We start from the raw sequence: 12,101 nt of genomic DNA on the forward strand, positions 1-12,101 counted from the left end.
CTTTCAACTCTCCCTCACATCAGTCGATGATAGTTCGCGAGCATAGTCAATTTCGCAGCGCTGTCATCTGTCAGAACCAACCTCATTGTTGATTATCAAAATGCCAGTCAGCAAATGCGCGAACATAGGACGGCGTCGCCTCACCCATCGCGCCTGCCCGCCTCACCGGAATGATCTCAGCAAGTTCTGGTTCGGCCTGTTTTGCAATGTTTTCTTCGATACGTCTGAGCAATTCGGCCGTCGACATATCAAAATAGTAACGCCGGAAAAGCGCAATGCTACTATCAGCCGTCACGAGATGAGTTTTCGCTTCAGCCCTTGCTCTGCCAAGCTCAATCCCGGTCTCTTCAAAGACCTCTCGCGCCATGTTCGCTTCATAATCGGCGCGCGCCCCGACAATATCGTGATCATCGATAGAACCGGCGGGAAAATAAACGCGACCTGCCACTGCATTATGCGCACTCATGCGCGCGGCAATTAGATGCCCCTCGGCAGAGACCATGATGCCCACGCCAAAAATATGCCACGGCTTTTCGGTTGCTCTATCATCACGCCAAAACATCAGCGTTGCAAAGCTTGTACGCCTGAAACTCGCTTCAAAAATATGGCCGTCAAGATGCGCTTCCGGCGCCAGATAAATCTCACCGTCGAAAAGCGTTGGATTGGCAGCAACTGCCTTTTCCCAGTTTGCGGCGATAGAAGACTTGTTGTCGTCGGTATAAGAAAGAGGGTCGGGCAAAACCCTGACATCGACACGATCAATTTCATAGACCGTGTTTTCTTTCACATGCTGCATCAGCGGCCTCATTTTCAAACAATGTTCAACGTCACGGACACGGGACAATGATCGCTGGCCTTGGGCCGGTCCCATCCGGTGCGTGGGTAGCGCTCAACATCCTGCTCCGGTGGAAAAATGGTACGCCATGGCTGTCCGCGCCGAATGATCTGCGGAATGGCACTCTCGTTCTTGTTCGCGAATGACGGCGAGGCCAGAATATAATCCAGCTGGCAAAGGTGCCGCTCCTGCGGTCCACGTGTGTGGTAGAGCGTCCAACGATCCATGACCGGGCGGCGTTCAACCAGATTGACGGCAAAGCCGTCATCGAGCAGCGTATCGAGCGCGCTTATTTCCTCAGAGAATGGTGAAAACTGATACCCATTCCACTCATCGCCGTCGATGATGATCCGCTCGCGGTAATCGTTGAAATCACCACAAATAAGCCAGCGCTTGTCAGCAGTATGCCCTGCCCCGAACTTGTCTTCGATAATCTGCCGAATCGCTCGCGTCTCGGCCTGCCGCACAGGCAATGATGCCGTGCGTCCATCAAAACCGTTGCGCGCACCACCCATCGATTTGAGATGGACCACAAACAGTGACAAAGGTTTGCCGCCAATCCGCATATCAAGATTGAGACAATCGCGCTTGAAGATACGATCATGCGGCTCGAGCCCCAGTTCAGCCAGCACAGGCTGATAAAGCCCAAGATCGTTGTACGTCAGATGTGCATGGCTCGTGACCTCTCTGATCTCGATGGGCTGACCATCGCGTGTGGTGTCACGCGCCATAACGGCCACATCGATGCCCCGGCTATCATTGCCGTCGATCAGATATTTGTTGCGATAGCCCTGGCCAATCATCTTGAAAAGATAGCCATATTCAAAGGCATTCAGTGCCGCGAGATTATCGACTTCCTGCAGACAGAGAATATCTGCCCGGGTTTCGGCGATAGCCAGCGCCGTCATCTGGCGCGTATCATCCGCATGAGCAACGGCACGTGCCTGCTCCAGCAAACGATATTGCGTTTCATCGCCAATTTCGAACAATTTGAGCGAGCGATCCTGATGCAATTCATTGCGAAAGCCGGAATAATCAAACCGGCGCATCAGATTTTCGACATTGAAGGTTGCTATAGTAAACATGCCCGCGCAATCTCACCACTTGCGCTATGATTGGCAAGTGGTTCTTTTCAAAATCGTACAGACGTGCTGGTTTTGATCAGAAAGGCCACCATATAATGTCTGGAAATCAGGACACCGAGAATGCTTGAAAAAATACGGTATATTGCGCTTTGCTCAGGCCTCTTTGCAGCAAGCTTCGTCGGCAGCGCTGCAGCTGTTGACTTGAACACGCCTTACGTGCCGTCTTTGCGTCCGAGCACCCCTCCTGTTGCTGGCGGGATGCCGCGGACTTATCTGCCGCAAGCAGGATCGAGTAAGTGTTATGGCGTAGGCTGTCGTGACAGCGGCAATTACATCTCGCGCGAAGGCATCCCGATCTACAAAAATGGCGATCCGCTTCAGGTTCGGCCATCCAATCGCAAACCGGTCACTACCTTTGGTCCAAGCAGCAACCATATTCAATGGTGCTCGAACCGTTACCGCAGCTATCGTACTTCGGACAATACATACCAGCCCTTGGCGGGGCCACGTACGGGCTGTAATTCACCATTCCAATAAAATAAAAGCCGGGCAATGCCCGGCTCATTTATTTCTTAGAACGCACATCTTATCCGAAACCCGCTTCACGCTTTTCGGGATGCGTTCTATGCAGCTTCCGATTTGGAATGAGTGCGGATCAGACGACCAAGGCGCATAATGCCTTCCTCGATCATTTCATCATTTGCACAGGAATAGCTCAGACGCAGCGTGTTCGCGCCTGTACCATCGGCAAAGAATGCCTTGCCTGGAACAAAAGCGACTTTCTCACTTTCAATCGATGCTGCGAGCAATGCCGCACCATCCATGCCCTTCGGCAATGTGACCCAGATAAACATGCCGCCTTCTGGTTTGGTCCAATTCGTGCCTTCCGGCATATACTTGGCCAAAGCTTCCAACATCTTGTCACGGCGATGTTTGTAAACGCCATGAAGCTTGGCGACCTGTTTGTCGAAGCCGCGCGATGCCACATGATAGATGGCAATCTGGTTGATCGTCGACGAATGCAGATCAGCTGCCTGCTTCATCAGGACCAGCTTGCGGATCACCGACTGCGAGGCAACCACGTAGCCAACGCGCAGACCCGGCGCCAGCGTCTTGGAGAATGAACCGCAATAGACGGTGCGGGTCTTTTCGATATCGCCACCATTGCGTGCGATGTCGAGCGACAGGATAGGCGCAATGGCTTCGCCATTGTAACGCAGATACTGATAGGCAGCATCTTCGATAATTGGAATATCAAGCTCATCAGCATCGGCCATAAGCTTCTTACGGCCTGCAAGATCAACGGTCTCACCGGTTGGATTGCTGAAATCTGCTGAGAGATATGCAAACTTGACCTGTCCGCCAGCATCTTTTGCATGCTGCTTATAAGAATCCGGTGTGCGGTTTCCGTTGAGCGAAAGAATGTCATAGGTCGGCTCATAGGCATTGAATGCCTGCAGAGCGCCAAGATAGGTCGGAGCCGTCACCAGTGCCGTGTCATTTGGCGAGATGAACAGCTTACCCAGATAATCGAGCGCTTGCTGTGAACCAGACGTGATAAAGACATTGTCCTCGGTGCAAGGAATGCCAATCTTGGCAAGCTCGCTCACCAGCCATGTGCGTAGTGGCTTATAGCCTTCCGACACAGAATATTGCAGAGCAGCATTGGCTTCAGGTCCGCCAAAGATGTCCTTATAGGCAGTCTGGAATTCGTCATGCGGAAACAACGCAGGATCGGGAATGCCGCCGGCAAAGGAAATAATATCCGGACGTTCCAACAATTTCAGAAGTTCACGGATTTCCGAAGCGCGCATGCGTTTCGAGCGCGTTGCAAATACAGTTTCCCAGTCCAGCACCGGAAATCTCCTCAATTCGTTTGAAGGCAAAGCCTCCTCAAACTTCACCAGATAAAGGTGAAGCGATAGCGCAAATTTCAGCCGACGAGAACACTTCTTTCCATGCTTACATGGAATAAAGATATTCAGAATTGTTTTGGCTCAACGGCGCACAAAACATAAATCCTATAGGCATTTGACGATCTTTTCGTGCGCAAGGGCGCGCTCAACTCAAGTTACGTCACTGCCATGTATTAAAGGGGCGTAAGAAACGCCCCTCTTTTTGTCTAATCGTAGAGCACTGCAAAATCTGATGCAATTCTGGTTCTGGCCGACGCATCGGCACAAAAATCGAAATCGATTTTTGGATAGCTCGATGCGCCTGTCTTAAAATTAGAGCGACCTTTGTGCGCCCAAACGGGCGCACGGCGCTCTATACGAAAATGGTGTTTTGTGAGAACCGGAGCGGAGCGTACATAAAGTACGTAAGCCTAGGTAAGCGTAACAAAATGCCATTTGCAGACGGCCAGAGTCTGAATATCGCAGATTTTTAGTTGCGTGCCTTATCGACGAGCTTGTTCGCTGCGATCCATGGCATCATGCCGCGGAGCTTTTCGCCAACTTCTTCGATCTGGTGGCTGTCGTTGTTGCGACGGATACCCTTGAAGCGCGCTGCACCTGCACGATATTCCTGCATCCAATCGGAAGTGAACTTGCCGGTCTGAATGTCCTTCAGAACGCGCTTCATTTCTTCCTTGGTTTCTGCAGTAATGATGCGCGGACCAGTGACGTATTCGCCCCACTCAGCAGTGTTGGAGATCGAGTAGTTCATGTTCGCAATGCCGCCTTCGTAGATCAGGTCTACGATGAGCTTCATTTCGTGCAGGCACTCGAAGTAAGCCATTTCTGGTGCGTAACCAGCTTCGACCAGAACTTCAAAACCGGTACGGATGAGCTCAACAACGCCGCCGCAAAGAACAGCCTGCTCACCGAACAGATCGGTTTCGCACTCTTCCTTGAAGGTGGTTTCGATAACGCCCGAACGGCCGCCGCCAACGCCCGAAGCGTAAGACAGAGCGAGGTCATGCGCGTTGCCCGAAGCATCCTGATGGATCGCGATAAGGCAAGGAACGCCGCCGCCCTTCTGGTATTCGCCGCGAACCGTGTGGCCTGGGCCCTTTGGTGCGATCATGACAACGTCGACGGTCTTCTTTGGCTCGATGAGGCCGAAGTGAACATTGAGGCCGTGTGCGAATGCAATCGCTGCGCCGTCACGAATGTTATCCTGGATGTGATCCTTGTAGATGTCAGCCTGAAGTTCATCAGGGGTTGCCATCATAAGGAGATCGCCCCACTTGGCGGCATCAGCAACATTCATGACTTCAAAGCCGTCAGCTTCGGCCTTCTTGACCGTCGCCGAACCTTCACGAAGAGCGATGCGCACGTTGGCAGCGCCGGAATCCTTGAGGTTCAGCGCATGGGCGCGACCCTGGCTGCCGTAGCCGACGATAACGACTTTCTTTGCCTTGATCAGGTTAACGTCTGCATCGCGATCGTAATATACGCGCATTTCCATATTCCCTTCATTCAGATTGTTTTTTCAGATTGCTCTGTGGCCTTCTCGCGTTGGCCTTTGGTTATGCCCCGTAAAGAGCGAAAAACTGCTTTGTGGCACGCCGGGCGTCCCGGATAACCACTTCGTCAGTCAGTTCCAGCCGGTCACCAAGCAGCAACCGGATCTGCATATCCCGGACAACGAGCCCGAAAAATGCACGAAATGCTTCGTCAATATCGTCAAAAGCCAGAAGCTTTGCTTCCTGCCCCATTTTAAGAATCGGCTTAAGACGCTTCGCCATCGCAACCGGACCATTGGCGAGAACGATGTCCCCCAGGGCCGACTTTCCCGATGCCGTGTGGCTAACGGCCAGACGGTTCAATGCGATCGATGTCGGGCCTGACAGCACAAGCAGCCAGTCACGGGCAAAATGTTCAAGGCTGGAGAACAGCGATTCCGCATCAAGCTTCTCACGCGCCACCGGCACAACACGAACCTTCGATGCCTGCCAGCGCACCATTGCAGTAAGCAGACCGTCGCGATCACCAAACCATTTATAGAGGCTTTCCTTGGAGCAATTGGCGGCACGCGCAATGCTCGCCGTTGTCAAAGCGCGGTCCCCACCTTCGACAAGAAGGCGCAACGCCTGCTCCAGAACATCGTTCTGACGCGGCGAAAAAGACGGCTGCTTCTGAGCCTGCAATTCGTCGCTTTTATCAGTCACGGATCAATCCCTCCACCTTGTACCGTACGGTACGGTTCAGTTTATTAACCCTTGCTTGAGAGACCGTCAAGCAGGATTTTTCAAGGTGAACCACGATTTTAGAAATGCGATCCCTGCGCAAAGCAGAGCGTCTTTTCAGCGACAGGAAAGAAGCCAGCAAATTCAAAAAGAAAAGGCGCCTTCCGGAATCAAATTCTCAGAAGACGCCCTTTTAAAATAGGCAATTTGTGGTTTGAAACCTCAGAGGTTTACCTGCGTTCCAATCTCCACCACGCGGCCCGTTGGAATCTGGAAATATTCCGTCGCATCCGATGCAGTGCGTGCAAGCAGGATGAAGAGTTTATCCTGCCAGAGCGGCAGACCGGAATGTGCCGACGCCTTCAACCAACGTCGCGACAAGAAGAAAGACGTCGTCATGATGTCAAACTTCCAGCCAAGCTTACGGCAAAGTCCAAGCGCGCGCGGGATGTTAGGCTGCTGCATATAACCGAACGTCAGTGTGACCTGCATGAAACGTTCATTGTACTGCGAAACACGCGCACGATCCGCACTCGAAACCCAAGGCTTCGAAGCTGTAACCACGGTCAGGATGACGTTGTTCTCGTGCAGAACCTTATAATGTTTGAGGCTATGCATCAGTGCTGTTGGCGCACTCTTTGGATCGCCAGTCAAAAATACAGCCGTCCCCGGAACAATGATTGGCGGACGTTTGGTCATCTGCCCCACAATGAGGTCAAGCGGCACTTCTGCCTTGCGGGTTTTCTGGGAAAGGTGGCGAGTGCCACGCACCCAGGTCCACATGATGATGACCAGAATGGCAGCAAAAGTGATCGACGCCCAGCCGCCTTCATGCACCTTGATGATATTGGCACTGAAGAACATGAGGTCGATGACAAGAAAGCCAAGGATCAATGGCAGCGCACGGCTGACGCGCCAGTTCCAGATGCGCGTCATGACAAAATAAAGAAGCCCTGTCGTAACCAACATATTGCCGGTCACAGCGATACCGTAAGCGGACGCCAGATTATTCGACTTCTCAAAGCCAAGCACCAGAATGATGACGGTAAGGCCCAACAGAAGATTGACGCGCGGAATATAAATCTGCCCGTGCAGCTTTTCCGAAGTGTGCTGGATTTCAAGGCGTGGCAGAATATTGAGCTGCACGGCCTGACGCGCCACCGAAAACGCACCACTGATAACCGCCTGACTGGCGATCACGGTTGCAGCTGTTGCCAGCAAAACTATTGGCCAGAGTGCAAATTCCGGCATCATCTCGAAGAACGGAAGTGCTGCTGCTTCGCCATGCGAAAGCACAAAGGCCGCCTGCCCAAAATAGTTGAGCAGCAGGCACGGAAACACAATCCACAACCAAGCCCGCACAATCGGCGTACGCCCGAAATGGCCAAGATCTGCGTAGAGCGCTTCTGCACCAGTCATGGCGAGGAAGACCGCGCCTACAGTGATGAACGCCACACCAGGGCTAACGACAAGAAACCGCAGCGCATAATAAGGATTGAGCGCTGCCATCACTGTCGGGTCATCAAAAATATGCCAAAGCCCTGATGCACCGAGTGCCAGAAACCAGACCGCCATGATCGGGCCGAAAACAATGGCAACCTTGCTTGTCCCATATTTTTGAACAGAGAAAAGCACAACGAGAATGACCACCGTGATGGGCACCACAAACGGCGTCATATGCGGCGCAACAATCTGCACGCCTTCAACTGCTGACAGCACCGAAATTGCTGGCGTGATAACGGCGTCACCAAAAAACAGCGCAGCACCGCAAATACCGGCGGCCAGAATGATGTCGGGCCGCCCTTTTAAGGCAGCGCGTACCAAAGCCATCAAAGAGAGAATACCGCCTTCGCCATTGTTGTCGGCACGCAGCACGAAGATCACATATTTAACGGTTACAACGAGCAAAAGCGCCCAGAAAATGAGTGAAACAACGCCCAGAATGTCGCTTCTGGAAAGAAAACCGTCAGACGTTGCCGCATGCAGCGCTTCGCGAAAGGCATAGATCGGGCTTGTACCGATATCACCATAAACAACGCCGAGCGCACCAAGGACCAGCGTCTTCATACTGTCGTGAGAGTGGTCGTTTTCTTCCGGGGGCACAGCGTTTTCAGCAGAAACACCAACGGGCAGCGTGTTCTGAGAATCCGTCAGCGCATCTCCTGTGACTGACGCGTTCTTATCTGGTTGCTCGCTGCTCATATGCAGACACCTCGCAAGGTCGTAAGTATCGGGATGGAATATCTGAGCGTGTGAGGATTAATCAAACTGTCAACAGCTAAGGAATACATGATAGCCGCAAAAAGTTCCCACACCAATTGAGGATCAGCCTTATGTCCGACGTGTCAAAGTTAAACTCTTTATAGAAAAGTAATCTGCACCGGCACGCTGGCACGGAACACGCACTGCGGAAAACTTCATGTATGCTTCCCTCAAACGATCCAGCGCCCCCCAGCGCATGAATATCAGGCGGGCGGTCTATATCTTGTCGCGCCCGCACACAAATGCAGATTTCGCAGGGCTCGATTTCCAGCCATGCGTTTTACGTAGCAGCTACCCAGCGAGCGCTGCAATATAGCGACTAACGGTCACCGGCATACCATACATCAACGCATCCGCCGTGAGGCCATGGCCGATGGAAACTTCACTGAGCTGCGGCACATGTTTGACCAGTGCTGGCAGGTTTTCAACTGTCAGATCATGCCCCGCATTGATCGCGAGCCCGAGCGCAGTTGCAGCATCCGCCGCCTTACCGAGACGATTCAGTTCCAACGTGGCAGCAGCCGGATCGTCATAAGTCGCGCCATAGGGGCCGGTATAAAGCTCAATCCGATCCGCGCCGATGGCCTTTGCCTTATCATAGCCAAGCGGGTCGGGATCGGCGAACAGCGAAACACGCATTCCATTTGATTTCAAACGCTTGATGATAGGGGCAAGAAAATCAGATTTGGTTTCAAAGTTCCAACCATGATCGGAAGTCGCCTGCATCGGATCATCGGGAACCAATGTTACTTGCTCTGGCTGATGCTTTTCAACGAGTTCAAGAAAGGCTTCCGTTGGAAAACCTTCGATATTAAACTCGGCCTGCGGATATTCATCATCGATAAGCGCGCGAATATCGCCAAGGTCGGAGAAACGGATGTGTCGCTGATCAGGGCGCGGATGCACCGTCAAACCAGCAGCGCCTGCTGCAAGTGCCGCCCGCCCAAGCCCGGTGACATTTGGCCAAGGGAGATCACGCCGGTTGCGCAACATGGCTATGGCGTTGAGATTGACGGACAGTTTTGCAGGCATAGAGCATAGCTCCCTCAGATAAGGATATGGCTTTATAGCCCCCACGGCTAAAAAATGTCAGTGTTTTCCGGTCGCACCCCACAATGAATTACCGGAACTTTTACTGATGGAATTTTCACATATGTAACGCAACTTTTGCCCGGTCAAAAACGTTGAAGCCATCAAAAGACGTGACGTTCTGACAAAGACGATATTCAAAGGATGGAGGTCCCCATGCGCAATGAAGACATTCCTGTCATTCGACGCATTCCCACCAATCGTGAAGATGCTTTTGCTTTTGCAATCGAGGGGCACCTCAACGATGCAGCCCTTGAAAATCTCTATGGCCTGCTTGATGCGGCCTATGAGGGGTTTGAGGAAATCGATCTACTCATTCGGCTAACCGGTTATGAGGGGGTCGATTGGGGTTCAGCCTTCTCAGAAAGCATGCTGTCCATGCGCGCAAAATCGCTAAGACATCTGCGACGCTATGCAATTGTCGGCGGTCCTTTGTGGATACAGGCCAGCGTCACGCTCATGCAGCCATTTCTTTCAATCGAAATGCGGACATTTGAAGCCGATGACGAGCCGGAAGCCTGGAAGTGGCTCGATGCGGAACCCACTGCGCAATGATTACTTGACGATAGTCAACTGTTCGGCCGCGCGGGTAATAGCCGTGTAAAGCCAGCGTTCACGTGTATCCCGGAAAGCGTAGCTTTCATCGAAAAGCACGACATTGTCCCATTGCGAACCCTGCGCCTTATGCACGGTCAGCGCATAACCATAATCGAAATCGTCAAAGCGCTTCTTGGTTTGCCAGGGAATTTCGGCATCCGGGTCCTCAAACTGAGCCTTGAGCAGCTTGATCTTGGCAACGCCACGATCTTCATCTTCCGGCGAAACCAGCAGATTGATGCCGGGCTTTACCGTCTCCTTGGATGAAGTCATCACCTTCCAGAGCGAACCATTCAACAATCCCTTGGCTGGATCATTGCGCAAACAAACCAGCTTGTCGCCAGCCTGCGGATATTCGGCGGTGAAGCCTTTCAGTTCGCGCAGTCGCTGGTTATAGCGCTTGCGTGTGCGGTTGGTCCCGACAAGCACCTGATCAGCCGAAAGAACCAGATCCTGATTGACTTGTCCCTTGGAAATGACCTTCGCCCGTCCCTCATCGCAATAGTCGAGATCCCTGCCCTCACGCACATCAAGCGCCATGCGAATGATAGGGTTGTCGCGTGCCTGACGGTGAATTTCGGTCAGCAGGAAATCAGGGTCGTGCTCGGTAAAGAACCCGCCGCCGGAAATCGGAGGCAACTGACCCGGATCACCCAGCACCAGAATAGGTGTGCCAAAGGTCATCAAATCGCGACCGAGTTGTTCATCAACCATCGAGCACTCATCCACAACGATAAGTGCGGCCTTGGCAACAGGGCTTTGGCGGTTGAGCGAAAAGGTCGGTGAAATGGAGGTTTTGCCGGTGGTTTCGTCTTCTACGGCTTCTTCACCACGCGGGCGATAGATCAGCGAATGAAGCGTGCGCGCATTGTTCGCACCCTTTGAGCGGAGAACCTGCGCGGCTTTGCCGGTGAATGCAGCAAACTGCACATCGCCATCGACATGCTCGGCAAAATAACGCGCGAGCGTCGTCTTACCCGTGCCTGCATAGCCAAACAGCCTGAAGATCGGGGAGCGCCCTTCCTTCAGCCATTTTCCGACGGCCTTCAAGGCCTGATCCTGCTCCGGTGAAAACTGCATCCGTTGTTCAGACAGGATTCGTCCCTCAAAGACAAGATCAAACCGTGATCAAATGCTTTTACCGACCAGCGCCGCAAATTTATCGAGATCGACATTGCCACCACTGACAATAACGCCAACCCGCTTGCCCTTCAGCATTGGTGCCATTTGCAATGCACCTGCAAAAGCAAGGCAGCCAGTCGGTTCAACAATCATTTTCATCCGGCTCGCAAAGAACTTCATTCCCTGCACCAGTTCATCGTCACTGACGGCGAGAATATCTCGGACTGTGTCGCGGATGACAGCGAAGGTCATATCACCCAGGGCCTGTGTCTGAGCGCCATCCGCCAATGTCTTGGGCACATCGATATGCACAATTTTGCCCGAACGGAACGATTGCTGGCCGTCATTGCCTGCTTCCGGCTCAACCCCATAAACATCGCATGATGGTGAAAGTGCCTTGGCAGCCAAAGCAGACCCTGCAAGCAATCCGCCACCACCCAGACAGACAAACAAGGCATCCAAAGGTCCGGTCTCTTCGATCAGTTCCTTTGTCGCCGTTCCCTGCCCGGCAATAATGTCGGGATGATTGAATGGCGGAATGAGCGTCAGGCCACCTTCGTCCGCGAGTTTCTTCGAGAGCGCATCGCGATCTTCGGTATAGCGGTTATAAGTGACAACCTTTGCGCCATAGCCTTTCGTGGCCTCCAGCTTTGCCGCCGGAGCATCCTCTGGCATGATAATTGTCGCGCTAATGCCCAACAGTTTGGCAGCAAGCGCGATTGCCTGTGCGTGATTGCCGGAAGAAAATGCCAGCACACCACGTTTCTTCTGCTCATCATTGAAGCGAGACAAAGCGTTGAACGCACCACGAAATTTGAAAGCGCCAATGCGTTGAAAATTCTCGCATTTGAAAAAGAACTGCGCGCCGGTCTCGCGGTCAATCGTTGAAGAAGTGAATACCGGTGTGTGATGCGCATGTCCTTCAATCAGTTGAGCCGCAGACACCACATCATCATAGGTAGGAAGCGCAGACATCTTT

The 12,101-nt window shown here is 52.7% G+C and carries 11 protein-coding genes; 2 read left to right on the forward strand and 9 right to left on the reverse strand.

What is annotated here, in order from left to right:
• Positions 1-82: 82 nt before the first annotated feature.
• Together CEV33_RS07725 and CEV33_RS07730 are read right to left on the reverse strand one after the other, a co-directional pair.
• Entirely contained in the window at positions 83-796 is a 714-nt protein-coding gene (locus CEV33_RS07725) for an NUDIX hydrolase (RefSeq protein WP_094540253.1), read from the reverse strand.
• A 14-nt stretch (positions 797-810) separates the two neighbouring features.
• Positions 811-1,920, reverse strand: a complete 1,110-nt coding sequence (locus tag CEV33_RS07730; protein ID WP_094539866.1) for an endonuclease/exonuclease/phosphatase family protein — start codon at positions 1,918-1,920, stop codon at positions 811-813.
• 120 nt (positions 1,921-2,040) lie between these two features.
• On the opposite strand from CEV33_RS07730, the gene CEV33_RS07735 reads away from it, so the two are divergent.
• Complete coding sequence (locus CEV33_RS07735; protein ID WP_094539867.1) at positions 2,041-2,457, forward strand: BA14K family protein; 417 nt, start codon at positions 2,041-2,043, stop codon at positions 2,455-2,457.
• 86 nt (positions 2,458-2,543) lie between these two features.
• Here CEV33_RS07735 and CEV33_RS07740 read toward each other — a convergent pair whose 3' ends face one another.
• The 5 genes from CEV33_RS07740 to CEV33_RS07760 all read right to left on the reverse strand — a co-directional run bounded on the left by CEV33_RS07740 (position 2,544) and on the right by CEV33_RS07760 (position 9,346).
• The gene (locus tag CEV33_RS07740) at positions 2,544-3,776 is read right to left on the reverse strand and encodes an aminotransferase-like domain-containing protein (RefSeq protein WP_094539868.1); all 1,233 of its coding nucleotides are present in this window, start codon (positions 3,774-3,776) and stop codon (positions 2,544-2,546) included.
• A gap of 529 nt (positions 3,777-4,305) precedes the next feature.
• Complete coding sequence (ilvC, locus tag CEV33_RS07745; protein ID WP_094540254.1) at positions 4,306-5,325, reverse strand: ketol-acid reductoisomerase; 1,020 nt, start codon at positions 5,323-5,325, stop codon at positions 4,306-4,308.
• A 67-nt stretch (positions 5,326-5,392) separates the two neighbouring features.
• Positions 5,393-6,034 carry a TetR/AcrR family transcriptional regulator gene (locus CEV33_RS07750; protein ID WP_094539869.1) on the reverse strand — a complete coding sequence of 214 codons (642 nt, stop codon included), beginning with the start codon at positions 6,032-6,034 and terminating at the stop codon, positions 5,393-5,395.
• A gap of 240 nt (positions 6,035-6,274) precedes the next feature.
• Positions 6,275-8,119: a potassium transporter Kup gene (locus tag CEV33_RS07755; protein ID WP_235818388.1), complete on the reverse strand. Its 1,845-nt coding sequence runs from the start codon at positions 8,117-8,119 to the stop codon at positions 6,275-6,277.
• Between the two features lie 486 nt (positions 8,120-8,605).
• Entirely contained in the window at positions 8,606-9,346 is a 741-nt protein-coding gene (locus CEV33_RS07760; protein WP_094539871.1) for a pyridoxine 5'-phosphate synthase, read from the reverse strand.
• 213 nt (positions 9,347-9,559) lie between these two features.
• On the opposite strand from CEV33_RS07760, the gene CEV33_RS07765 reads away from it, so the two are divergent.
• A complete protein-coding gene (locus tag CEV33_RS07765) occupies positions 9,560-9,958 on the forward strand; it encodes a SpoIIAA family protein (protein WP_094539872.1) in 399 nt (132 codons plus the stop codon).
• On the opposite strand, the gene CEV33_RS07770 is transcribed toward CEV33_RS07765, so the two are convergent.
• Positions 9,959-11,080 carry an ATP-dependent DNA helicase gene (locus CEV33_RS07770; protein ID WP_094539873.1) on the reverse strand — a complete coding sequence of 374 codons (1,122 nt, stop codon included), beginning with the start codon at positions 11,078-11,080 and terminating at the stop codon, positions 9,959-9,961.
• A 48-nt stretch (positions 11,081-11,128) separates the two neighbouring features.
• A complete protein-coding gene (locus CEV33_RS07775) occupies positions 11,129-12,097 on the reverse strand; it encodes a threo-3-hydroxy-L-aspartate ammonia-lyase (protein ID WP_094539874.1) in 969 nt (322 codons plus the stop codon).
• Between the last annotated feature and the right edge of the window lie 4 nt (positions 12,098-12,101).

The organism is Brucella grignonensis (assembly GCF_002252505.1).
GTDB lineage: Bacteria > Pseudomonadota > Alphaproteobacteria > Rhizobiales > Rhizobiaceae > Brucella > Brucella grignonensis.

Coding starts and splice junctions, on each gene's coding strand:
- CEV33_RS07765 (WP_094539872.1), top strand. CDS start 9,560: ATGCGCAATGAAGACATTCCTGTCATTCGACGCATTCCCACCAATCGT.
- CEV33_RS07730 (WP_094539866.1), bottom strand. CDS start 1,920: ATGTTTACTATAGCAACCTTCAATGTCGAAAATCTGATGCGCCGGTTT.
- ilvC (WP_094540254.1), bottom strand. CDS start 5,325: ATGCGCGTATATTACGATCGCGATGCAGACGTTAACCTGATCAAGGCA.
- CEV33_RS07725 (WP_094540253.1), bottom strand. CDS start 796: ATGCAGCATGTGAAAGAAAACACGGTCTATGAAATTGATCGTGTCGAT.
- CEV33_RS07735 (WP_094539867.1), top strand. CDS start 2,041: ATGCTTGAAAAAATACGGTATATTGCGCTTTGCTCAGGCCTCTTTGCA.
- CEV33_RS07770 (WP_094539873.1), bottom strand. CDS start 11,080: ATGCAGTTTTCACCGGAGCAGGATCAGGCCTTGAAGGCCGTCGGAAAA.
- CEV33_RS07760 (WP_094539871.1), bottom strand. CDS start 9,346: ATGCCTGCAAAACTGTCCGTCAATCTCAACGCCATAGCCATGTTGCGC.
- CEV33_RS07755 (WP_235818388.1), bottom strand. CDS start 8,119: ATGAAGACGCTGGTCCTTGGTGCGCTCGGCGTTGTTTATGGTGATATC.
- CEV33_RS07775 (WP_094539874.1), bottom strand. CDS start 12,097: ATGTCTGCGCTTCCTACCTATGATGATGTGGTGTCTGCGGCTCAACTG.